The sequence below is a fragment of the Hydrogenophaga sp. ZJX-1 genome (assembly GCF_048590325.1).
GTDB lineage: Bacteria > Pseudomonadota > Gammaproteobacteria > Burkholderiales > Burkholderiaceae_C > Hydrogenophaga.
Genome location: NZ_JBMBRA010000002.1, coordinates 812,678 through 834,053 on the forward strand (window position 1 = coordinate 812,678; position 21,376 = coordinate 834,053).

A 21,376-nucleotide genomic window follows, 5' to 3' on the forward strand; every position below is an offset into this window, starting at 1 on the left:
TTGATTCATATCCACTGCAAATTATGACGGCCAGCCCCAACATCGGTTCCCCAGCGCTCGATTCCGCCTTGTCAACAAATGTGCCACCGGTCGCACCCTGCATGGACGCCCTGACGCAGGCCCACCGCGAAGCCGCCTACTCCCGCTTCGTGCAGCGTGTGCGCCGGCGCTACGCCAGCGAGCTGGACTGCCTGCCGCCGGGTGCGCCGGTCCACGCCAGCATGCAGGCCTGTCTGGCGCAATTGCTGGAGCGCGGTCTGGCCATGCCCGCGGCCTTGCGCGTGCTGCGCCAGCTGGCGCTGGAACGCCTGGTGGTGCTCGACTGCGAGCAGGCCGCACCGCTCCAGGTGGTGACCCGCGCGGTCACCGAACTGGCCGAACTCGCGCTCGACGCCGCCTGCACCCTGGCCTTTGCCGAACTCGACGCGCTGCATGGCGCGCCGCTGGCTGAGGGCGGCACCCGGGCTCAGCTGTGGGTGATCGGCATGGGCAAGCTCGGCGCGCGCGAACTCAACGTGTCGAGCGACATCGACCTGATCTATGTCTACGACCACGATGGCGAGACCGCCGGCAACGAGCAGGGGCGCAACCGCATCAGCAACCACGAGTATTTCGGCAAGGCCGTCAAACACATCTACAACACGGTGGGTGAGACCACCGAACACGGCAATGTGTTCCGCGTCGACCTGGCCCTCCGGCCCAACGGCAACTCGGGGCCGAGCGCGGTGTCGCTGGGGGCGCTGGAAGAGTATTTCCTGGTGCAGGGCCGCGAATGGGAACGGTTTGCCTGGCTCAAGAGCCGGCTGATCGCACCGGCCGCCTGCGTGCGCGACAAGAGCTCGAACGGGTTGCGCAGCGCGGTGCTGCCCTTCGTGTTCCGCAAGTACCTGGACTACAACGTTTTTGATTCGCTGCGCAGCCTGCACCGCCAGATCCGCGACCACGCGTCCAAGCGCGCCGCGGGCAACCCCGGTCGCGCCAACGACGTCAAGCTCTCGCGCGGCGGCATCCGCGAGATCGAATTCACCGTGCAGCTGCTGCAGGTGGTGCGTGGCGGCCAGTTCCCCGAGCTGCGCACGCGCCCGACGCTGGACGCGCTGCAGCGCCTGTGCAAGGCCAACCTGATGCCCCCGGCCACGGCCGAGGCGCTGGCCACCGCCTACGACTTCCTGCGCCGGGTGGAACACCGCATCCAGTACCTCGACGACCAGCAGACCCACGTGCTGCCCACGCGCGACGACGACCTGGCGTGGCTCGCGGCCACCATGGGCTGCGCCACGGTGTGCGAGTTCCTGCGCACGCTGGACGCGCACCGCGAAACCGTGGCGCAGGAGTTCGACATCCTGCTCGGCGGCACGTCTGGCGGCGGCTGCAGCGGCGCGGGCTGCAACGGCCGGAACGGCGCCACCCGCAGCGCGGTCGACAGCCTGCAGAGCGTGTTGCCACAACTGCCCGAGGCCTTTGCCGCCAAGGTGGCGCAGTGGTGCGAGCACCCGCGCGTGCTGGCGCTGCGCGAAGACGCCCGCAAGCGCCTGGTGCGCCTGGTGGAACGCACCGGCGCCTGGCTGGAAGAAGGCCGCGTCAACGAGCAGGCGGCGCTGCGCCTGGCGGACTGGATCGAGCCGCTGCTGCGCCGCGAGAGTTACCTGGCGCTGCTGCAGGAACGGCCTTCGGTGCACGAGCGGCTGCTGCGCCTGCTGGGCGCGGCCAAATGGCCGGCGCGCTACCTGCTGAAACACCCGGGCGTGATCGACGAACTGGCGAGCCAGCAACTGCTGACCGACCGCTTCGATGCGGTGCAGTTCGAGGCCGAACTGGAAAACCGCCGCGACGCACTGCGGTCCACCGACGAAGACGACGAAGAAGCCCTGCTCAACCTGCTGCGCCGGGCGCACCACGCCGAGGTGTTCCGCACGCTGGCGCGCGATCTCGAAGGCGTGCTCACCGTCGAGCAGGTGGCCGACGACCTCTCGGCCCTGGCCGACACGATGTTGCGCGTGACGGCGCGCTGGTGCTGGGGCCGCCTGAAGAACCGCCACCGCGAAGAACCGGCCTTTGCCATCATTGGCTACGGCAAGCTCGGCGGCAAGGAACTGGGCTACGGCAGCGACCTCGACATCGTGTTCGTCTACGAGGACGAAGACGAGAACGCCGGTGAAATCTACGCCGCTTTCGTGCGCAAGATGATCAACTGGATGACGGTGAAGACCGGTGAGGGCGACCTGTTCGAGATCGACACCGCGCTGCGACCGAACGGCAACTCGGGCATGCTGGTGACCAGCTTCACCGCCTACGCCAACTACCAGCAGCAGCGCGGCAGCAACACGGCCTGGACCTGGGAACACCAGGCGATGACCCGGGCCCGCGCGGTGCTGGGCAGTCCGGCGATGTTTGCGCGCTTCGACGCGATCCGGGAATCGGTGATCACCGCCGCGCGCGATGCGCAGGCGCTGGCGGCCGAGATCGTGGCGATGCGCGAGAAGGTGCGTGCGGCACACCCGGTGCGCGGCGCCATGTTCGACGTCAAGCACAGTCACGGCGGCATGGTGGACGTGGAGTTCGTGGTGCAGTTCCTGGTGCTCTCGCAGTCGCGCGCGCACCCCGAGCTGCGCGCCAACACGGGCAACATCAATCTGCTGCAGCGCGCCGAAGCGGTGGGCCTGCTGCGGCCGGGCATGGGCCAGGCCGCGTCGGACGCCTACCGCGTGCTGCGCCAGATCCAGCACCGTGCCCGGCTCGATGAAACGCCCACGCAGGTCGACGCCGCGATGGTGGCGTCGGAATCGGCGGCGGTGCAGGCGCTCTGGCAACACGTGCTGGGCACGCCCGGCGCATGAAACGCTCGGGCAGCTGGCTGCTGCTGTGCGCGCTGCACGCGGTGGCCAGCATGTTGCTGTGGTGGGCGCGCGAGGGCGTTGTGGACGTCTTCATCTGGCGCGCCGATGGCTGGACCGCCCAGCCCTGGACGCTGTGGACCAGCGCCTGGGTGCACCTGAACACCCCGCAACTGATCTTCAACCAGATCGCGCTGGGCGCGCTGACCGCTTTTGCCTGGGTGATCCGGCCCAACTGGACCTGCACGCTGGCCTGGCTGCTGGCCTGGCCGCTGGGACAACTGAGCCTGTTGTGGTGGCCACAGATCGGCTACACGGTGGGCCTGTCGGGCCTGCTGCACGCGGGCGTCGCGGTGCTGGCGGTGCAGTTGCTGCGTCGGCGCATACCGATCCCGAAAGCGAGACGCTGGGGCGGTCTGCTGGCGCTGGTGCTGCTGGGCAAGCTGCTGCTGGAGCGCGGCTGGGCGTACCCGGTGGTGTGGGACGGCGCCAACGACATGTCGGTGGTGCAGGCTGGCCACCTGAGCGCCGCCGCCTGGGGGCTGCTGCTCGGCCTGGCCGCAACCTGGGGTCCGTTCTGGCGGCTCGCCGGTCTGCCCCCGGCGCCCAGTGCCGCGGGTCGCTGATCCAACGGCCTGCGCACGCCCTGTCCCGGGGCCTCCCAACTGAAACCATGCCGTGCTCAGGGTCATGCTGAAAAATCTTTCGGACAAATAGTGACTGATCGGTCACAATAGAGACGTTGAAGTTCAAATAAAGAACTCAGCGACTTCTTTGACCCCCGATCACACCGCCGGAAGCACCATGCACACACGGTTACGGAACTTTTTTCAACCGCCGGTCCTCCATACCGTCATGGCTGAGCGCAAGTTTGCGCGACCGACAGCCCACGTTTTTGCACTGCGAAGCCTTCCGGACGGGTGTCCGGATGCAATCCCGAGGCGGAACTCCTCCTCCTCCCTCCCTCCCTCCTTCGTTTCGGGGCGCTTCGCAGGCCTTTGTCTTCCGGCCCCTCGGGCCATGGGGGTCTGAGCCGTGTACGCCGACCCCCTCTCGTCGATGTTCGGCGGCCATGCCCGCCCGCCTTTGCGCCGGGTCGCCATCGTCGGCTCCGGCATCTCGGGTCTGGCTGCGGCCCACACCCTGGCCGGCCTGGCCGACATCACACTCTTCGAAGCAGGCGCTTACTTTGGCGGGCACACCCACACGGTCGACATGACCCTGCCCGACGCGCAGGGCCAGGCCGTCACCTTCGGCGTGGACACCGGTTTCCTGGTGCTCAACGAACGCACCTACCCCAACCTGCTGGCGCTGTTCGCGCAGCTCGGGGTGCCGACGGCCACCTCGGACATGTCGTTCTCTGTGCAGGCGCCGGGCGCCGCACCCGGCGGTGGCGCGCTCGAATGGAGCGGATCCAGCCTGGCGACCGTGTTCGCGCAGCGGCGCAACCTCGGCAACCCGCGTTTCTGGCGCATGCTGGCCGACATCGTGCGCTTCAACCGCGTCTGCACGAAGCTGGCGCAACGCGGCGAAGACCTGGCGCCCGACAGCCCGCTGCTGCAGCCGCTGGGCGACTTCCTGCGCGCACAGCGCTTCTCCGACGAATTCCGTGACTGGTACTTCCTGCCCATGATGGGCTGCATCTGGAGCTGCCCGACGGACCAGATGCTGCAGTTCCCGGTGGCGACCATGGTGCGCTTCTGCCACAACCACGGCCTGATCCAGATCACCAACCGCCCGCAGTGGCACACCGTGGCCGGCGGCGCGCGGCAGTACGTGGAGAAGATCGTGGCCGGCATCGCCGACAAGCGCCTGAACGCGCCGGTGCAGCAGGTGCTGCGCGACACCGAGGGTGTGCGCGTGGTGACAGAAGGCCAGGTCGAACGCTTCGACTCCATCGTGATGGCCTGCCACAGCGACCAGGCGCTGGCGATCCTGGGCGACGCCGCCTCGCCGGACGAACGCGCCGTGCTCGGCGCCATCCGCTACCAGCCCAACCGCGCCGTGCTGCACACCGACGCCTCGGTGCTGCCCGGCGAACGCAAGGCCTGGGCGGCCTGGAACTACGAGCGCGCAACCAGCGCGGACACAGCGTCCACCCAGGTCTGCCTGCACTACTGGCTCAACCAGCTGCAGCCGCTGCCGGTGCAGCAACCGGTGGTGGTGTCGCTCAACCCGCAGCGCGCCATCGACCCGGCGCTGGTGCATGGGGAATTCGAATACGCCCACCCGGTTTTCGACCTCGCCGCCATCCGCGCGCAGGCCCGGATGCCCGCGCTGCAGGGCCAGAGGCACACGTATTTCGCCGGTGCCTGGATGGGCTACGGCTTCCACGAAGACGGCCTGAAAGCCGGCCTGCACGCGGCCCGTGCGCTGATCGACGCGCACCTGCTGGCGCCCGCCAGCAGCGAAGTCGCCGCCCGCCGCGCGGCGCTGCCCGGGGTGTTTGCGTGAACACCGTGCGCAGCACGCCTTTCCAGCCGCCACAGATCGGCTTCGGCCAGGTGCGCCACACGCGCCACCGGCCGCAGCGCCACGCCTTCGCCTACCCGACCTACTTCCTGATGCTGCCCATGCGCAGCCTGCGCGCGCACGGCAACGGCGCACTCGCGCGCAACCGCCGCGCCGCGCTCGCTTTCCACGACGCCGACCACGGCAACGGCCGCAGCGACAGCCTGGCCTGGCTCGACGAACTGCTGCGGCAACACGGCATCGACGATGCCACCGGTGAAGTCTGGCTGCACACCTACCCGCGCGTCTTCGGCTACAGCTTCAAACCGGTGAGCTTCTGGTACGCCCACCGCGCCGACGGCTCGCTGCGCGCCGTGGTCGCCGAAGTCAACAACACCTTCGGCGAACGCCACTGCTACCTGCTGGAGCACCCGGTCTACGGCGTGCCCTGCACGGCGGACAAGGTGTTCCACGTCTCGCCCTTCTGCCCGGTGCGTGGCCAGTACCGCTTCGTCTTCATGCGCAGCACCGTCGACGGACACGACCGCACCGTGGCACGCATCGACTATTTCGATGCGCCCGGTGAACCGGTGCTGATCAACACCAGCGTCAGCGGCCAGCTGCAAGCGCTGGATGCACAGAGCGTGCGCCGCGCGCTGTGGCGCTACCCGGCCATGACCTTCGGCGTGATCGCGCGCATCCACTGGCAGGCGCTGCGCCTGTGGATCAAGCGCACGCCCTTCTTCCGCCAGCCCGAGCCACCGCGCGACTTCGTCACCGCGGGCGATGCCCCACCGCCCGTCCTCTGATCCTTCACCGCTGCCCACCGCCGCCATGAACAGCACCACCGCCCCCAACGCCGGTTTCGCCCTGCCCCGCAACGCCCCCGCCGCCGCCCGCAGCACGCTGCAACTGCTGCAGCGCCTGCGCCACGGCAGCCTCACGCTGCAACTGCCCGATGGTTCGGTGCAACGCTTTGGCAACGGCGAAGGCATCCACGCCAGCCTGTCCCTTCACAACTGGAAGGTGTTCGGCGCGGCCCTCAAATCGGGCGACATCGGCTTCGCCGAAAGCTACCTCGCTGGCGACTGGCACACACCCCACCTCACCGACCTGCTGCGGCTGTTCATCGCCAACCGGCGCGACATCGAAGACGTGATCTACGGCTCGTGGTTCGGGCGCCTCGCCTACTGGATCCAACACAAGCTCAACCGCAACTCCAGGACCAACAGCCGCAGGAACATCCACGCCCACTACGACCTGGGCAACGCCTTTTACGAGCTCTGGCTCGACGGCACGATGAACTACTCGTCGGCCCTGTTCGAAACGCCCGAGCAGGACATGGTGGCCGCGCAACACGCCAAGGTGCGCCGTGCGCTCAACATGGCCGGCGTGCAGAGCGGCCACCGCGTGCTGGAGATCGGCTGCGGCTGGGGCGCGCTGGCCGAGATGGCCACCACCGAATTCGACGCCTCGCTCACCGGCGTGACCCTGTCCACCGAGCAGCTGGCGTTTGCGCAGCAGCGCATGGAGCGGCTGGGCACGTCGTCGAAGGCTGACTTGCGGCTTCAGGACTACCGCGACATCCACGACGGACCCTACGACGCCATCTGCTCGATCGAAATGGTCGAGGCCGTGGGCCGCGAGTACTGGTCGACTTACTTCCAGTCGGTCGCGCGCCTGCTCAAACCCGGCGGCCGCGCCTGCATCCAGAGCATCGTCATTGCCGACGAGCATTTCGACCGCTACATCCAGGGCACCGACTTCATCCAGCAGTACATCTTTCCCGGCGGCTGCCTGCCGTGCCCGCGCGCGTTCCGCGCCGAGGCCCAGCGCGCCGGGCTGGAAGTGGTCGACCAGTTCGCTTTCGGCCCCGACTACGCGCGCACGCTGCAGATCTGGCGCGACGCCTTCCTGCACCAGCAACAGCGCGTGCTGCAACTCGGTTTCGACCAGCGCTTCCTGCGCATCTGGGAGTTCTACCTCGCCTACTGCGAAGCGGCGTTCGCCGAAGGCAACGTCGACGTCGTGCAGTTCACGCTGCGCAAACCCGCCTGACCACCCGCCAACGGAGGCCCGCCATGAACCCCCACCGCCCGAACGTTCCAGCCCTCTGGCTGGCGCTGGCGCTGGCCGGCGCGCCCGGCGCGGCGCTGCTCGCCAACACACCGGACCCCACGGTGGATGCGGCCCTCAAGGAACTCCGGGCGGTGGGCCAGGCGCGGCTGCGGGTGTGGGGATTCGAGGTCTACGACGCCAGCCTGTGGACCGCGCCGGGCTTTGACGCACAGCGCTACGCCGAACACCGCTTCGGCCTGGAGCTGAACTACCTGCGCCCCTTCAAGGGGCGTGACATCGCCGAGCGCTCGATCGACGAAATGCGCGGCCTCGCCAGCGTCAGCCCGGCGCAGGCTGCGCAGTGGCTGGCGGCCATGAGCACGCTGTTTCCCGATGTGCAACGCGGCGACCGCATCACCGGCGTGCACGTGCCGGGCAGCGGGGCCCGCTTCTACCTGAACGGCCAGTGGCGTGGCGAGATCGCCGACGCGGGTTTCGCCCGCCTGTTCTTTGGCATCTGGCTGTCGCCCAAGACCTCCCAGCCGCGCATGCGCGACAACCTGCTGCAGCCGCAGGCCCAGGCGCGCCAGCCATGAGCGCAGCGCCGGGCCGTCCCGTGAACCCCATGGCACCCGCCACCGAGCCCGCCGCCCGTTTCACGGCGCCCCGTGGCTGGCGTCACGGCCTGGGCTACGGGCTGCTCGGCCTGCCGCTGGCGTTCGTGGCGCTGCCGCTGTACGTCATCCTGCCCAACCACTACGCCCGCGAGTTCGCCGCGCCGCTGGCGGCGCTGGGTGCGGTGTTGCTCGGCGCACGCCTGATCGACGCCGTGCTCGACCCCTGGATCGGCCGCTGGTGCGACCGCCTCTTTGCGCACTCCACCGGCGCGGTGCTGGGCGCCGCGGCGCTGGCGGCGGTGGTGCTGGCGCTGGGGCTGTGGGGCCTGCTGTTTCCGCCGGCCGCCGTGCTCGACCACGGCATGGCGGCCCTGCTGGGCTGGGCCGGCGGCGTGATGGCGATCACCTACACCGCCTTCAGCGTCGTGAGCGTGGCCCACCAGGCCTGGGGCGCACGGCTCGGCGGCAACGAAGCGCAACGCAGCCGCGTGGTGGCGTGGCGCGAGGGGCTGGCGCTGCTGGGCGTGCTGCTCGCCGCGGTGCTGCCCGGCACGCTGGGGCTGGGCGCCACGGTGGCCAGCTTCGCCGTGTTGCTCGCGCTGGGCTGCTGGGTGTGGAGCCGTTCCATCGTGCCCTTGACGGCGCCAGCGACCCCGCATCGCGCGGCTGCACCACTGCGGCCAGGCCGCTCACCACTGCGCCAGCCCGCGTTCCAGAAGCTGCTCGCGGTGTTCGTGCTCAACGGCACGGCGAGCGCCATCCCGGCCACGCTGGTGCTGTTCTTCGTGCAGGACCGGCTGCAGGCCTCGCCCGCGCTGGAGCCGGCTTTTCTGGCGACCTACTTTCTGTTTGCGGCGCTCTCGCTGCCGATGTGGGTGCGCGTGGTGGCCCGGTTCGGCCTGGCGCGCACCTGGCTGGCGGGCATGGCGCTGGCGGTCGCGGTGTTCGTCTGGGCCGCCACGCTCGGCGAGGGCGACGCCGTGCCGTTCCTGGTCGTCTGTGCGCTCTCGGGCGTTGCGCTGGGCACCGACCTGGCCCTGCCCGGCGCCATGCTGGCCGGTGTGATCGGGCAGCTGGGCGAGCGCGGCCAGCGCGAGGGCGCCTATTTCGGCTGGTGGAGCTTTGCCACCAAGCTGAACCTGGCGCTCGCTGCCGGACTCGCCTTGCCGCTGCTGGCCTGGTTCGGCTACACGCCGGGCGCCCGTTCGCCCGAAGCCCTGCAGACCCTCACCGCAGCCTACTGCCTGTTGCCCTGCGCGCTCAAGCTCGCCGCGGGCGCGCTGCTCTACACCCTGCTCATCCGGCCAGAACGTCTGGCCGCTCCCACCTCAAACCCGCTGAAAGCCCACCCATGACAACCCTGAACCGGCGCCTGATGCTCACCACCGGCGTGGCCTCGCTGGCCGTCCTGACCGGCTGTGCCGGTCCCCAGATCGGTGACTACGCGAACGACCGGCCCACACTCGACCTGCGCAGCTATTTCAACGGCACCCTCGACGCCTACGGTGTCTTCACCGACCGCTCGGGCCAGGTGGTCAAACGCTTCACCGTGGTGATGCGCTGCAGCTGGACCGGCGAAGACGGCGTGCTCGACGAAGACTTCACCTACTCCGACGGCACGACGCAAAAACGCATCTGGCGCCTGAAGCACCTGGGCAACGGCCGCTACACCGGCACGGCCGACGACGTGATCGGCACCGCGCTGGGCGAAGCGCGCGGCAACGCCTTCCGCTGGGGCTACACGCTGGCGCTGCCGGTGGACGGCAAGGTCTGGCATGTCGAGTTCGACGACTGGATGTACCTCATGAACGACCACGTGATGCTGAACAAAGCCAGCATGAGCAAGTTCGGCATCCACCTCGGCGAGGTCACGCTCTCTTTCGTCAAACGTCCCGCCTGAGCACCCCATGACCCTTCCCCGCGCATTCGTTGAAAAAGCGCCTGACCCGTCGCCACCGGCCATCCGCCCGTCACACCCGGGCTGGTCGCTGCTGAAGCCTTTCAACCCGCCCATCACCGACTGGCGGGGCCTGCGGGTCTGGGTGATCGGCGCGTCCAGCGGCATCGGCCTGGCCACGGCCGAAGCGCTGATCGCGCGCGGTGCCAGCGTGCAGGTGTCGGCGCGCGGTGCGGCGGCGCTGGAGCGCCTGGTGGCGCAACACACCCGCTCCGGCGAGCCGTCCCCGGTGCAGGCCTGGCCGCTGGACGTGACCGACACCGCCGCTGTGGCGGCCACCGCGCGCGCCATCTTCGCGCATGGGCCGCTCGATCTGGTGCTCTACTGCGCCGGCCACTACCGCGAGATGCGCGCCACCCACATGGACCTGGCCGACATGCAGCAGCACCTGGCCATCAACTACAGCGGCGCCCTGAACGTGCTCGATGCCGTGCTGCCCGCGCTCATCGCGCGCGGCAGCGGCCACATCAGCCTGATCAGCAGCGTGGCCGGTTTTCGCGGCCTGCCCAAGAGCCTGGCCTACGGGCCCACCAAGGCTGCGCTCACCAACCTCGCCGAAACGCTCTACCTGGATCTGGAGCCGCTCGGCCTGGGCGTGAGCGTGGTGCACCCGGGCTTCGTGCAGACGCCGCTGACGGCGCAAAACCACTTCAGCATGCCCGCCTTGATCACGCCCGACCTGGCCGCGAAAGCCATGCTCGACGGCTGGGCACGCGGTGCCTTCGACATCCACTACCCCAAGCGCTTCACGCGCTGGATGAAACTGCTGCGCCTGCTGCCCTACCGCGCCTATTTCCCGGCCGTGCGCCGCTTCACCGGGCTATAAATCCGCATGCACACCGAAGACAGCCGCACCGCCGTGGCCGGCATCACCCGCTGGTTTGAATCCCTCACACCCGGCAATCTGGGGCAGCTGGAAGCGTTCTACGCCGCCGGCGCACGCTTCAAGGACCCGTTCAACGACGTGCGTGGCGTGCCCGCGATCACGCAGATCTTCAGACACATGTTCGTGGCGCTGCACGAACCGCGCTTCGTCGTGACGCAGCAGATCGTGGACGGTGCGCAGGCCTTTCTGGTCTGGGAATTCCGCTTCCGCTTCAAGCGCTTCGACACCGTGACCGAGCAGGTGATCCATGGCGGCTCGCACCTGACCCTGACCGAAGACGGCCGCATCAGCGAACACCGCGACTACTGGGACGCGGCCGAGGAGCTGTACGAGAAGTTGCCGGGGCTGGGCGCGCTCATGCGCTACTTGAAACGCAGGGCGAACAGCTGAAGCATCGGGTCAGAGAAAGCAGTGACATCTCCGGCGCGCGGGCTTGGACCCAGGATGCCGCGGAACTGGCTTTGCCAGGCCGCAGGCATCGCTCCCTTGAGGGGGTGACGCGCCCTTGGGCGCGGCGCGGGGGTGGGCCAATCAATCGCGCGGCGCGGGGGGGTCAATCCGGCTTTGTGTCCACAAAACTCTGGCGCAGCGCCAGCTTTTCGCCGAGCTTGGCCAGGTTGGGATACGGCGTGCGCCAGTCGATGGCCGGGAAGCGGAAGTCCAGGTAACCCAACGCACAGCCCACCGCCACATCGGACAGGCTGAAGTGGATGCCGGAGCAGAAGGGCTTCTCACCCAGCCCCTGGCTCATGGACTTGAGGGCACCCTGCACCTTGTCCATCTGGCGGTCGATCCAGGCGCCGCAGCGCTGCTCTTCGCTGCGACCGGGCCAGGTGGCTTCAAGCCGGGCGAGGATCGACGCGTCCAGCACGCCATCGGCCAGCGCCTCCCAGGTCTTGACCTCGGCGCGCTCGCGACCCGAGGCCGGGATCAGCTTGCCCACCGGTGACAACGTGTCCAGGTATTCGACGATCACGCGCGAGTCGAACACCGCTTCGCCGCCTTCCATGACCAGGCAAGGCACCTTGCCCAGCGGGTTGGACGCGGCGATCTTCGTGTCGGCGGACCACACGTCTTCCGGCAGGAACTGGTAATCCAGCTTCTTCTCTGCCATGACGATGCGCACTTTGCGCACGTAGGGGCTGGTGATGGCGCCGATGAGTTTCATGAAGCAGGGATGTGTTGGGACGGATGACCGTGGGCCGGCCATTTTAGCGAGCGATCGCCGGCGCGCAGCTGACAGGCGTGGCAGGGAAAACACCCGGTTGCTGCGGGCGATCGGTTTGACCCGTCCGCCTGACGGCGGCCGGGCGACAGGGCCGCCTCCTACAATGGCGGGATGCGCCCGACCTCCCCTTCCCCCTCTGCCTCGTCCACCTCGTCCTCCTCGGCCCTGTCGCCGGTTTCCGCCCTGTCGCCGCTGGATGGCCGCTACGCCGGGCGTCTGGCCCAGCTGCGCCCCTTCATGAGCGAACAGGGCTACATGCACCGCCGCGTGCAGGTGGAAATCGCCTGGTTCATCGCCTTGTCCGATGCCGGTTTTGCCGAATTTCCCACACTCTCGCCCGGCGCCCGCACCTACCTGATGGGCCTGGTGAAGAACTTCAATGAAGCCGACGCGGTCGCCATCAAGGACATCGAAAAAGTCACCAACCACGACGTGAAGGCCGTGGAGTACTGGATCAAATCCAAATTCGACGCCCGCCCCGAACTGGAAAAGGCCGCCGAATTCGTGCATTTCGCCTGCACCAGCGAAGACATCAACAACACCAGCCACGCCCTGCAACTCAAGGGCGGGCGCGACGCCGTGCTGCTGCCCGCGCTGGATGGCGTGATCACCAAGCTGCGCGAGATGGCCCACGCTTTTGCCGCCGTGCCCATGCTCAGCCGCACCCACGGCCAGACCGCCAGCCCCACCACCGTGGGCAAGGAGATCGCCAACGTCGTGGTGCGCCTGGTCGCGGCGCGCGAGAAGATCGCCAGCGTCAAGCTCATGGGCAAGATGAACGGCGCGGTGGGCAACTACAACGCCCACCTCTCGGCCTGGCCGGATTTCGACTGGGAAGCCTTCAGCCGCAAGGTCATCGAAACGCCCGAGCCGCTGGGCCTGGGCCTGACCTTCCAGCCTTACAGCATCCAGATCGAGCCGCACGACTACATGGCCGAGCTGTTCGACGCCGTGGCGCGCACCAACACCATCCTGATCGACCTGGCGCGCGACATCTGGGGTTACGTGAGCGTGGGCTACTTCAAGCAGCGCCTGAAAGCCGGCGAGATCGGCTCCTCGACCATGCCGCACAAGGTCAACCCCATCGACTTCGAGAACGCCGAAGGCAACCTGGGCCTGGCCAACGCGCTGCTCAAGCACCTGAGCGAGAAGCTGCCGATCAGCCGCTGGCAGCGCGACCTGACCGACTCCACCGTGCTGCGCAACATGGGTGTGGCCCTCGGCTACGCCGTGCTGGCCTACCACTCCATGGGCGTTGGCCTGGGCAAGCTGGAGCTCAACGAAGAAGCGCTGGCCGCCGACCTGGACGCTTCCTGGGAAGTGCTGGCCGAGCCGATCCAGACCGTGATGCGGCGTTTCGGCGTGTCCGGCGCCTACGAAAAACTCAAGGAAGTCACGCGCGGCAAGACCGTGACCGCCGAAGCCCTGCACGCGCTGATCCGCAGCCTGGACATTCCGCAGGCCGAGAAGGACCGGCTGCTGGCCCTGACCCCAGGCAGCTACGTCGGAAAAGCCACGGAACTGGCGCAGCGCGTCTGATCCCTGCGGGCCGGGGTGGTCCGTTTTGCCCAAAATGGCGTGAAAAAATCCTCGAATCCTTTTGTTTTTGTGGCCTTTTTATGTGACCATTTGGGCTGAAAGTGCGACTTTGCTGGCAAAGTGCACCGAACGGTTGATATGGCGCAAACCGGTCAATGACCGCGACGCCTACAGTCCCGCGCTTGCGTCGCGCCCTCCAAAACACCCAGAGCATTCCCCATGGCCATTGAACTGTTCAACAAAGACGGCCATGTGTGCCTGATGTTCGCGCACCTGAGCGACGAGGGCGGTGAAGCGGTGCAAGCCAACCAATTCCTGGTGATCGATGGTCAGCAAGGCGCCATCATCGACCCGGGCGGCAACGTGGCCTACAACGAGCTGCTGCTGACCATCGGGCGCTACTTTCAACCCAGCAAACTGACGGAGATTCTGGCGTCGCATGCCGACCCGGACATCATCGCCTCGCTCGACCGCTGGATGACCAGCACCCAGGCCACGCTCTACATCTCGACCCTGTGGGAGCGTTTCGCCCCGCACTTCTGCAAGCCGGGCAAGACCGCGGGGCGCATCGTGGGCATTCCGGACCCCGGCATGCGCATTCCCCTGGGCCGATCGGAACTGGTGGCGATTCCGGCGCACTTCATGCACGCCGAGGGCAATTTCCAGTTCTGGGATCCCGTGAGCCGCATCCTGTTTTCAGGCGACCTCGGTGTGTCGCTGGGCACTTCGGCCGACGCCGCCAAACCCATCACCTCGCTGGCCGAACACCTTCCCCGCATGGCGGGCTTTCACCGCCGCTACATGGTCAGCAACAAGGTGCTGCGCCTGTGGGCCAACATGGCGCGCACGTTGCCGATCCACATGATCGTGCCGCAACACGGCGCACCCATCGCGGGACCCGCGGTGCAGGAGTTCATCAACTGGATCAGCACGGTGGAGTGCGGCGTCGACAACGTGACGCAGGCGACCTACACCGTGCCGGCATAGAACGGCTCTCCCCGAAGCGCCTGCGGCGCCTCCCCCAAGGGCAACACCTGCGGCCCGGCAAAGCCGGTTCCGCGGTGTTCTGGGTTGTCAACCCTTCACACGCTGCTAGAGTGAGCGACGGCTGACGCCCCTTGTGCCCCTTGTTCTACAAGGCGCGCTCTGAATACCGGTTGAAGCGCCATGCGGTGCCTTCCAGCGTGATGCGCCGCCAGCTTGCGCGCTTTTCACCCGGCGTCATCTCGGTCCAGCGCTGCACTTCGTCAAAGCTGCGGCCGCAGCCCTTGCACACCGCATCCCCCTGGCTGGTGGAGCAAATGGCGATACAGGGGGTGTCTGGTGTGGTCTGGAACCAGGCCAGCCACGCCTCGCGCACAGGTGGTGACAGGCTGGCCTCTTCGATCTCGGTTTCGTGCCGGTACGCCATGCGCGCATACAGCTCGGCGAGCACACGCGTGGGATGGGCCAGTGACAAACCATCCGACGAGGGTGAGCGCTCACGCCAGTAGTTGATCGCGGCTTCAAGATCGGAGATGTGGATGCCTGCCATGGGGCCACGATGATAGCCAGCCGCGTCGCAGAAGCCTGTGGAAAGTCCGTATACCCCTGACAGGCGCGGAGCAGCAGGCCTCTATACAATCGCGGCACTCGAAGGGGAGTAGCTCTCCGGTCAGGGTGGCGGCCAACAGGCCCGCAGACCATGGCCGTTCGGACCGTCGTCAAGACGAAGCGATCAGCTTCCGGCGATCCGAGCCCGGTGATCCGTCACCGGCCTGAGCAAGACCTTTGATAGGCCCACCCAGGCCGATCAAGGCCTGCCTGCCCTTGCCACGCTGCGTTTGCAGCGTGCGCCAAGCGAATGTCAGCGCCTGCTGGTCGACCGAGGTCCGGGACTCTCCCCCCAACACCAAGAGGACCACATGGATTTCCTGACATCACCCCAGTTCTGGGTCGCCCTGGGACAGATCATCATCATCGACATCCTGCTCGGCGGCGACAACGCGGTCGTGATCGCGCTGGCCTGCCGCAAGCTGCCGCCGGCGCAGCGCACCAAGGGCATCATCTGGGGCACCGCTGGCGCCATCGTCCTGCGCGTCGTGCTGATCATGTTCGCCATGACGCTGCTCAACGTACCCTTCCTCAAGCTGGTCGGTGCGCTGCTGCTGGTGTGGATCGGCGTGAAACTGATCGCGCCCGACGAAGACGGCCACGGCGACATCCAGGGCAGCGACAAGCTGTTCGCCGCCATCAAGACCATCATCGTGGCCGACCTGGTGATGAGCGTGGACAACGTGATCGCCATCGCCGGTGCCGCACAGAACGCTGGCGAACACTCGACGCTGCTGGTGGTGATGGGCCTGCTGATCTCCATCCCCATCATCGTCTGGGGCAGCCAGCTGGTCATCAAGCTGATGGCGCGCTTCCCGATCATCATCACGTTGGGCGGCATGCTGCTCGGCTGGATCGCCGGCGGCATGCTGGTCTCCGACCCGGCCCTGGCCGACCCGGCCAACATGGCCTGGATGCCCAAGCTGTCTCAGAGCGCCACGTTCCACTACGCCGCCGCCGTGGCGGGTGCGCTGCTCGTGCTGGCCATCGGCAAGGCACTGGCCTCGCGCCAGAAGCCGGCCGACGAAGAAGCCAGCGCCTGATCGGGCGAATGACGAACAGGGCGGCACCTTCGGGTGGCCGCCCTTTTTCATGGGGTCGATGCTATGCTGCCCCCATGAAACTCATCGTCAAATGGCTGCTCGCGGCCTGCGCCCTGCTGCTGGTGGCCTACCTCTACTCCGGCGTGCAGATCCAGAGCTTCACTTCCGCCCTCATCGCGGCGGCCGTGATCGGCCTTTTCAACATCTTCCTGCGGCCCTTGCTCGTCATCCTGACGCTGCCGGTGACGGTGGTCACACTGGGCCTGTTCCTGTTCGTGATCAACGCCCTGCTGTTCTGGGCCGCGGCCAGCGTGCTCGATGGCTTCGGCGTCAACGGCTTTCTGGCCGCGCTGCTCGGCTCGCTGATCTACTCGGTGTTGATGCTGGTCGTGGACGCGGCGCTCAAGCCGGTGTTCAAGGGCTAGCAGGGAAACACCCCCCGCGCCGCTTCGCGTCACCCCCCTCAAGGGGGACGGCACTGGCCGTCTGGCAAAGCCAGCCCGGCGGTGCCTCTGGGTGATGTTGCTTCATGCATCGCGGGTGGCACTTCGGGGCCATGAAAAGCTGAAGTGGCCCTGGCTTGCGCTACTCGTTGCGCTCCAGCGCCAGTTCGCGCTGCATGCGCTCCACCTCGCGGCGCCGGCTGTCCACGATGGCCAGCTCCATCGGGTCCGCCGCCCGCTGGCCCGCCGGCAAGGCCTGAGCGGCCCGGAAGCGGTCCGCCGCGCCTTCGTAGTCCATGTGCGCGGCGCGCGATTCGGCTTCGGCGCGGATCGACCGCAACGTTTGCCCCTGCGCCTGATGCGCTCGCGCCAGCACCTGCCAGGCCATGGCGTCGCGCGGGTGCTGCACCACCCAGGCCTGCAGGCGCGACACCGCACGCTCTGGAACCCCCGTGGCCAGCGCGGCCTGCGCGCCCAGCAAGAGGTCGGCTCGCGAGTCGCCGGCCAGCGCCTGGTCGCGCAAGCTCGCCAGCAGGGCACCGCTGGGGTCCACGCGGCTGTTGCTGCCCGCGGTCAGCAGCAGTTCCAGCATCAGCGCATCGGCGGCCGGGCGGGCGCTCGCCGCCACCGCACCCCGCAGACGCTGCGCCAGATCCAGCGCCAGATCGCGCTGCCCCAGGCGCTGCGCCGACAGGGCCGCTGTGTAGCGCACCCCGGGCGAAGCGCTGGCGCCCTGACCGGTCTGCAGCCAGGCACGCAGCCGGTCCGGCCCGTTTTCCGCCAGCACACGCGCCCGCGCCGCCATGAGGGCGTGCCGCTCGGCGCTGACGGTGGGGGCCAATGCCACCAGTCCGGAGGGGGGCGGTGTGGCGCTGGACAGCGCCGGCAGGTCGAGCCGGAGGCCGGTTGGCCCTCCGCTCGCGGGCGCATTGGCAGCAGCGCCTGGCGCCGCAGACTGGAGCGGCCCCACACCCGGACCGGCCCTCGCTGTCGACAGCGGCAGGCGCGCCCGCATGTCGGCGATGCGCTCGCTGGTCAGCGGGTGGCTGCGCAGGTAAGGGAACGAACCGTCGTCGTTGAGGCGCGAGGCCTGCTGCAGACGGTCAAACATGTCGACAAAGCCCTGCCCCTCAAAGCCCGCGCCGGTCAGCACGCCAAAGCCCACCCGGTCCGCCTCGCGCTCCATGTCGCGCGAAAAATTCAGCTGGGTCTGCATCGCCACCGCCTGGCTGCCCACGATGGCGGCGTTGGCCACCTCGGTGTTGGCGCGCGCGGCCAGCGCCCCCAGGATCATGGCGCCCAGCATCCAGGGCGCCAAACGGTCCTGGCTCGACACCAGGCGCGCGATGTGGCGCTGCGAGACGTGGCTGAGCTCGTGCGCCATCACCGCGGCGAGCTCCTCGGGCCGCTCGGTCACCGCCAGCAGGCCGAGGTTCACCCCCAGATAACCGCCCGGCAATGCGAAGGCATTCACCCGCCGGTCACGTGAGATCATCAGTTCCCAGGCCAGCCGTTCCGACAGCTCGGGCGGCACATCGCCGCGCGCGCGCGCCGCGCCCAGCAGCGGCTGCCAGATCGCCGACAGGTAGTCGCCCAGCACCGGATCGTCCAGGTAATCCGGGTCGCGGTAGATGTCGCGCGCGATCCGGTCGCCCAGACGGCGTTCGGCCGCGATCGACATGTCCTGCTCGTCACCCAGGCTGGGCAAACCACCCCGTGTCGCACCAGCCCCCGGCGCGCCACTGGCCGCGGGATTCGTTTGTGCGTTCGACAGCGACACCGGTACCGCTGCCAGAGCGGCCAGCAGTACGGGGACTGAAAAGAGACGGCGGGACAACGGGAATCGGGGGGTCGTCAAAAGGCGCATCCTCGTATGATGCCGCCAACGCCCACAGGTTTCTGTAAAGACCGCGCAAAGATCCCGCCATGACCCACCCGACCACCCCAACCCCCAGCCCGCTCACCCATTTCGACGCCGAGGGCCAGGCCCACATGGTCGACGTGGCCGCCAAAGCCAGCACGCACCGCGTCGCCGTGGCCGAAGGCCGCATCCACATGGAGCCCGCCACGCTCGCGCTGATCCAGAGCGGTAGCGCCAAGAAAGGCGACGTGCTCGGCATCGCCCGCATCGCCGGCATCCAGGGCGCGAAAAAGACCAGCGACCTGATCCCCCTGTGCCACCCGATCGCGCTCACGCGCGTGGCGGTTGAATTTGAGGTGGAGCCTTCAGCGAACAGCGTGCTGTGCCGCACCACCGCCGAATGCACCGGCCAGACCGGCGTGGAAATGGAAGCCCTGACCGCCTGCAGCGTGGCCCTGCTCACGATCTACGACATGTGCAAGGCGGTGGACCGGGGGATGACGATTGGCGGGGTGCGCTTGATGGAGAAGCGGGGCGGGAAGAGTGGACACTTTGTGACCACATCGTGATCATCGCTCCCGATCAACAAAGTACCTCGTCAAAAACCATCCACCTGGGCATACCCTTTGATTTGAGCCTGAGCATCCAGCAGCACGATCCAGTCCGTGAGTTCCCGACTGGTCAATGGGAGATAGAAGAGAGTCGACACAGGCTCTCCTGTGCTGACAGCGGCCTCATCGACAAGCGACCGCTGGGGCTTCTCCAGTTTGGCTCGGAGAGCATCCAGCTTGCGCATCCGCAACTTCACATCGGGCACGCTCTCTTCATAGGGGATCCACCACCCCGGGCGAGCGCTGATCTGCAACCCTTGAAGGGACTGGGTCAGACTTAGGCTGGCTTCCTTCCCGTCGCGGGCCTTGCGAGTTCCCACCAGCTTGGGCCCGGTCCAGGACAAGAAACGCAGATCGGGTAACGCGTCGCTCAGCGAAGGTGTATCAACATCGACAGCGGGTACGGCGACAAAGCGGTCAATCTCGTAGGCGAGCACCACCGGGCGCGCCAGAGCCACCGAATACACCCCGTATATCAGTGCGCCGATTTGAATCAGCACCACGAGAGACAAGTCCAAGACCAGTTCACGGCGTGACTTTTGCGGATTGAAGACCACCGCTGTCAACAACGGCCCGCACACCACGTCCACGGCCATCACGGTCCAGAACAGCTGCTGGCCACCGGCCAGCTCCCGGTAGGGGAACGGATACCACCACCCAAAAACGAGCGCAGCGAGCGCAGCGGCAATCAGGGCGCTGAGGAGCAAATGAACAGAAGCAGCCCGGAAAGCCGATGGGAGCCGACGGTTCATAGGAGTTAGACACACTTCAGAAAGCGAAAAAGCCCCTGAAAGGGGCCTTTTCGCGCGGAGCGATTTAGCGGCAGCCTGAAGGAATCCAGGAAGCCTTGAAGTTAGCACCGGCACCGGTACATGTCCAACGCGAGATCTGGGTGATGTTTGGATTCAATGTCGGGGTAATGGTCATCACCACACCGCTCACAGTACCCGAATCAAACGTCACACCAATGGTGCCGCCAGCGGTCACAACAACACCGCCTGGAGCAAAGTACTTGCCATCCAGCAGGGCGGCCGAGGCGATCGTAGCAGCGGATGCAGCCAAGGCACCGGCTTCAGAGGTATCCACAGCGATGTCAGCCTGGACACCCGACGTGGCCTTCAGGCCTTCCGACATTTGCGAGCGGGCCGTGTAGTCCGAATACGCAGGCAGGGCAATGGCAGCCAGAATACCGATGATGGCCACCACGATCATCAGTTCGATCAGGGTGAAACCTTTTTGCATGGAACGCTTCATGAGAAAAACTCCTTGGGGGTTGTGGGACAGAGACGCAATCTCATGAGCAGGGTCCGTGCCAGCCGGAAATGACCTGGGTTTTGCGGCCTTTTTCACGCTTCGGCCGGCGCATGTGACGATTTGTGTCCTGTGATGCCTTTTGCTACCGACAATTTTTGTCACCCACCCCCGGGGTGACATTTTTTTGTCAGAGCTCGAAGGTCTGCCCGGCGCTGAGCCAGCGGATGTCGTGGCGCACGTCGTCCACGCGGCTGGGCGTCTGGTCGAAGCGCTGGATTTCGTCCATGATGAGCCCGGTTTCGGCGGGCTTGGTATGGGTGATGTAGATCGGGTAACGCCGGCCGCGGTCGATCTGGTCAAGCTCTTCGGCCAGGGTGCTGGGGGCGAGATGCAGGCTGCGCTTGGCCAGCGCTTTCTCGCGGTCGCTGAAGGCCGTTTCGATGATGAGCAGGGCCACGGGCAGCTGGTTGACGCGCTGCCAGAACGCGGGGTTGCGCTCGGTGTCGCCGCTGAAGACCCAGTGGCCCGAGGCGGTGGCGGCGGCGTAGCCGCAGGCGGGCACGGTGTGCACGGCCGGCAGCACCTCGATGGCCTTGCCGCCGACCTGCAACACCTGCCCCACGGCGATGCTCTCAAAGCGCACGAGCGGGGTGTCGGCGCTGGGAATGGCCGAAAAATCCGGCCAGATCAGGTTGTTGAAGATGTGGACCCGCAGGGCCGCAATGGTGCCGGGCAGGGCGTGTACCTGCAGCGGCGGTGCACCTGCGGCCATGCGCAGGGCCGCCACGGCGTCGATCATCAGCGGCAGGCTGGCCACGTGGTCCAGATGGGAGTGCGTGAGCAGCACGTGGTTGATGCGGGCCATCTCGTCCAGGCGAAGGTCGCCCACGCCGGTGCCCGCGTCGACGAGCACATCGTCGTCGAGCAGGAAGGAGGTGGTGCGGCAGCCTTGCGCGATGGCGCCGGAGCAACCCAGAACGCGTACCCTCATCGGTCTTGTC

At 67.4% G+C, this 21,376-nt stretch carries 21 protein-coding genes; 15 read left to right on the forward strand and 6 right to left on the reverse strand.

Annotated features, from left to right (window positions below; all coding sequences use genetic code 11):
- The first annotated feature begins 101 nt into the window (after positions 1-101).
- The 10 genes from glnE (at position 102) to ACN5W5_RS08560 (ending at position 11,193) form a co-directional block, all read left to right on the forward strand.
- Complete coding sequence (gene glnE / locus ACN5W5_RS08515; protein WP_420048094.1) at positions 102-2,837, forward strand: bifunctional [glutamate--ammonia ligase]-adenylyl-L-tyrosine phosphorylase/[glutamate--ammonia-ligase] adenylyltransferase; 2,736 nt, start codon at positions 102-104, stop codon at positions 2,835-2,837.
- On the forward strand, positions 2,834-3,460 hold the full coding sequence (locus ACN5W5_RS08520; protein ID WP_420048095.1) for a rhomboid family intramembrane serine protease: 627 nt from the start codon (positions 2,834-2,836) through the stop codon (positions 3,458-3,460). The genes glnE and ACN5W5_RS08520 overlap by 4 nt, the downstream gene beginning before the upstream one ends.
- Positions 3,461-3,893: 433 nt before the next feature.
- Positions 3,894-5,288, forward strand: a complete 1,395-nt coding sequence (locus ACN5W5_RS08525; RefSeq protein WP_420048179.1) for an NAD(P)/FAD-dependent oxidoreductase — start codon at positions 3,894-3,896, stop codon at positions 5,286-5,288.
- A complete protein-coding gene (locus ACN5W5_RS08530; RefSeq protein WP_420048096.1) occupies positions 5,285-6,094 on the forward strand; it encodes a DUF1365 domain-containing protein in 810 nt (269 codons plus the stop codon). The genes ACN5W5_RS08525 and ACN5W5_RS08530 overlap by 4 nt, the downstream gene beginning before the upstream one ends.
- 25 nt (positions 6,095-6,119) lie before the next feature.
- Positions 6,120-7,343 carry a class I SAM-dependent methyltransferase gene (locus ACN5W5_RS08535; RefSeq protein WP_420048097.1) on the forward strand — a complete coding sequence of 408 codons (1,224 nt, stop codon included), beginning with the start codon at positions 6,120-6,122 and terminating at the stop codon, positions 7,341-7,343.
- 23 nt (positions 7,344-7,366) lie between these two features.
- Complete coding sequence (locus ACN5W5_RS08540) at positions 7,367-7,939, forward strand: chalcone isomerase family protein (RefSeq protein WP_420048098.1); 573 nt, start codon at positions 7,367-7,369, stop codon at positions 7,937-7,939.
- Positions 7,940-7,968: 29 nt separating this feature from the next.
- On the forward strand, positions 7,969-9,315 hold the full coding sequence (locus ACN5W5_RS08545) for an MFS transporter (RefSeq protein ID WP_420048180.1): 1,347 nt from the start codon (positions 7,969-7,971) through the stop codon (positions 9,313-9,315).
- The gene (locus ACN5W5_RS08550) at positions 9,312-9,860 is read left to right on the forward strand and encodes a DUF3833 domain-containing protein (protein ID WP_420048099.1); all 549 of its coding nucleotides are present in this window, start codon (positions 9,312-9,314) and stop codon (positions 9,858-9,860) included. Before ACN5W5_RS08545 ends, ACN5W5_RS08550 begins: the two co-directional genes overlap by 4 nt.
- Before the next feature lie 7 nt (positions 9,861-9,867).
- Positions 9,868-10,743, forward strand: a complete 876-nt coding sequence (locus ACN5W5_RS08555) for an SDR family NAD(P)-dependent oxidoreductase (protein ID WP_420048100.1) — start codon at positions 9,868-9,870, stop codon at positions 10,741-10,743.
- A gap of 6 nt (positions 10,744-10,749) precedes the next feature.
- Complete coding sequence (locus ACN5W5_RS08560) at positions 10,750-11,193, forward strand: nuclear transport factor 2 family protein (protein ID WP_420048101.1); 444 nt, start codon at positions 10,750-10,752, stop codon at positions 11,191-11,193.
- Between the two features lie 163 nt (positions 11,194-11,356).
- Here ACN5W5_RS08560 and ACN5W5_RS08565 read toward each other — a convergent pair whose 3' ends face one another.
- Positions 11,357-11,971 (reverse strand): glutathione S-transferase N-terminal domain-containing protein, encoded by a 615-nt coding sequence (locus ACN5W5_RS08565; protein WP_420048102.1) that lies wholly within the window; start codon positions 11,969-11,971, stop codon positions 11,357-11,359.
- A gap of 171 nt (positions 11,972-12,142) precedes the next feature.
- Here ACN5W5_RS08565 and purB point away from each other — a divergent pair, with 171 nt between their 5' ends.
- Both purB and ACN5W5_RS08575 read left to right on the forward strand, forming a co-directional pair.
- Positions 12,143-13,570: an adenylosuccinate lyase gene (gene purB, locus ACN5W5_RS08570; protein ID WP_420048103.1), complete on the forward strand. Its 1,428-nt coding sequence runs from the start codon at positions 12,143-12,145 to the stop codon at positions 13,568-13,570.
- Positions 13,571-13,789: 219 nt separating this feature from the next.
- A complete protein-coding gene (locus ACN5W5_RS08575) occupies positions 13,790-14,557 on the forward strand; it encodes an MBL fold metallo-hydrolase (protein WP_420048104.1) in 768 nt (255 codons plus the stop codon).
- 145 nt (positions 14,558-14,702) lie between these two features.
- Here ACN5W5_RS08575 and ACN5W5_RS08580 read toward each other — a convergent pair whose 3' ends face one another.
- The gene (locus ACN5W5_RS08580) at positions 14,703-15,104 is read right to left on the reverse strand and encodes a DUF3717 domain-containing protein (protein WP_420048105.1); all 402 of its coding nucleotides are present in this window, start codon (positions 15,102-15,104) and stop codon (positions 14,703-14,705) included.
- Positions 15,105-15,474: 370 nt separating this feature from the next.
- Between ACN5W5_RS08580 and ACN5W5_RS08585 the strand changes: the two genes are divergently transcribed.
- Both ACN5W5_RS08585 and ACN5W5_RS08590 read left to right on the forward strand, forming a co-directional pair.
- Positions 15,475-16,206: a TerC family protein gene (locus tag ACN5W5_RS08585; RefSeq protein WP_420048106.1), complete on the forward strand. Its 732-nt coding sequence runs from the start codon at positions 15,475-15,477 to the stop codon at positions 16,204-16,206.
- Positions 16,207-16,280: 74 nt separating this feature from the next.
- The gene (locus ACN5W5_RS08590; RefSeq protein WP_420048107.1) at positions 16,281-16,631 is read left to right on the forward strand and encodes a phage holin family protein; all 351 of its coding nucleotides are present in this window, start codon (positions 16,281-16,283) and stop codon (positions 16,629-16,631) included.
- 160 nt (positions 16,632-16,791) lie between these two features.
- Here the strand turns inward: ACN5W5_RS08590 and ACN5W5_RS08595 are convergent, their stop codons facing one another.
- Positions 16,792-18,330: a M48 family metalloprotease gene (locus ACN5W5_RS08595; RefSeq protein ID WP_420048108.1), complete on the reverse strand. Its 1,539-nt coding sequence runs from the start codon at positions 18,328-18,330 to the stop codon at positions 16,792-16,794.
- Positions 18,331-18,575: 245 nt separating this feature from the next.
- Between ACN5W5_RS08595 and moaC the strand changes: the two genes are divergently transcribed.
- The gene (moaC, locus tag ACN5W5_RS08600; protein ID WP_420048109.1) at positions 18,576-19,079 is read left to right on the forward strand and encodes a cyclic pyranopterin monophosphate synthase MoaC; all 504 of its coding nucleotides are present in this window, start codon (positions 18,576-18,578) and stop codon (positions 19,077-19,079) included.
- A gap of 29 nt (positions 19,080-19,108) precedes the next feature.
- Here moaC and tfpZ read toward each other — a convergent pair whose 3' ends face one another.
- The 3 genes from tfpZ to ACN5W5_RS08615 all read right to left on the reverse strand — a co-directional run bounded on the left by tfpZ (position 19,109) and on the right by ACN5W5_RS08615 (position 21,366).
- A complete protein-coding gene (gene tfpZ / locus ACN5W5_RS08605) occupies positions 19,109-19,873 on the reverse strand; it encodes a TfpX/TfpZ family type IV pilin accessory protein (protein WP_420048110.1) in 765 nt (254 codons plus the stop codon).
- A gap of 64 nt (positions 19,874-19,937) precedes the next feature.
- Positions 19,938-20,375, reverse strand: a complete 438-nt coding sequence (locus ACN5W5_RS08610) for a pilin (protein ID WP_420048111.1) — start codon at positions 20,373-20,375, stop codon at positions 19,938-19,940.
- 187 nt (positions 20,376-20,562) lie between these two features.
- Positions 20,563-21,366 carry a 3',5'-cyclic-nucleotide phosphodiesterase gene (locus ACN5W5_RS08615; protein WP_420048112.1) on the reverse strand — a complete coding sequence of 268 codons (804 nt, stop codon included), beginning with the start codon at positions 21,364-21,366 and terminating at the stop codon, positions 20,563-20,565.
- Positions 21,367-21,376: the final 10 nt, after the last annotated feature.

Coding starts and splice junctions, on each gene's coding strand:
- moaC (WP_420048109.1), top strand. CDS start 18,576: ATGACCCACCCGACCACCCCAACCCCCAGCCCGCTCACCCATTTCGAC.
- tfpZ (WP_420048110.1), bottom strand. CDS start 19,873: ATGAACCGTCGGCTCCCATCGGCTTTCCGGGCTGCTTCTGTTCATTTG.
- ACN5W5_RS08535 (WP_420048097.1), top strand. CDS start 6,120: ATGAACAGCACCACCGCCCCCAACGCCGGTTTCGCCCTGCCCCGCAAC.
- ACN5W5_RS08610 (WP_420048111.1), bottom strand. CDS start 20,375: ATGAAGCGTTCCATGCAAAAAGGTTTCACCCTGATCGAACTGATGATC.
- ACN5W5_RS08590 (WP_420048107.1), top strand. CDS start 16,281: ATGAAACTCATCGTCAAATGGCTGCTCGCGGCCTGCGCCCTGCTGCTG.
- ACN5W5_RS08540 (WP_420048098.1), top strand. CDS start 7,367: ATGAACCCCCACCGCCCGAACGTTCCAGCCCTCTGGCTGGCGCTGGCG.
- ACN5W5_RS08580 (WP_420048105.1), bottom strand. CDS start 15,104: ATGGCAGGCATCCACATCTCCGATCTTGAAGCCGCGATCAACTACTGG.
- purB (WP_420048103.1), top strand. CDS start 12,143: ATGCGCCCGACCTCCCCTTCCCCCTCTGCCTCGTCCACCTCGTCCTCC.
- glnE (WP_420048094.1), top strand. CDS start 102: ATGGACGCCCTGACGCAGGCCCACCGCGAAGCCGCCTACTCCCGCTTC.
- ACN5W5_RS08575 (WP_420048104.1), top strand. CDS start 13,790: ATGGCCATTGAACTGTTCAACAAAGACGGCCATGTGTGCCTGATGTTC.
- ACN5W5_RS08555 (WP_420048100.1), top strand. CDS start 9,868: ATGACCCTTCCCCGCGCATTCGTTGAAAAAGCGCCTGACCCGTCGCCA.
- ACN5W5_RS08550 (WP_420048099.1), top strand. CDS start 9,312: ATGACAACCCTGAACCGGCGCCTGATGCTCACCACCGGCGTGGCCTCG.
- ACN5W5_RS08595 (WP_420048108.1), bottom strand. CDS start 18,330: ATGTCGATCGCGGCCGAACGCCGTCTGGGCGACCGGATCGCGCGCGAC.
- ACN5W5_RS08520 (WP_420048095.1), top strand. CDS start 2,834: ATGAAACGCTCGGGCAGCTGGCTGCTGCTGTGCGCGCTGCACGCGGTG.
- ACN5W5_RS08525 (WP_420048179.1), top strand. CDS start 3,894: ATGTTCGGCGGCCATGCCCGCCCGCCTTTGCGCCGGGTCGCCATCGTC.
- ACN5W5_RS08565 (WP_420048102.1), bottom strand. CDS start 11,971: ATGAAACTCATCGGCGCCATCACCAGCCCCTACGTGCGCAAAGTGCGC.
- ACN5W5_RS08545 (WP_420048180.1), top strand. CDS start 7,969: ATGGCACCCGCCACCGAGCCCGCCGCCCGTTTCACGGCGCCCCGTGGC.
- ACN5W5_RS08615 (WP_420048112.1), bottom strand. CDS start 21,366: ATGAGGGTACGCGTTCTGGGTTGCTCCGGCGCCATCGCGCAAGGCTGC.
- ACN5W5_RS08585 (WP_420048106.1), top strand. CDS start 15,475: ATGGATTTCCTGACATCACCCCAGTTCTGGGTCGCCCTGGGACAGATC.
- ACN5W5_RS08560 (WP_420048101.1), top strand. CDS start 10,750: ATGCACACCGAAGACAGCCGCACCGCCGTGGCCGGCATCACCCGCTGG.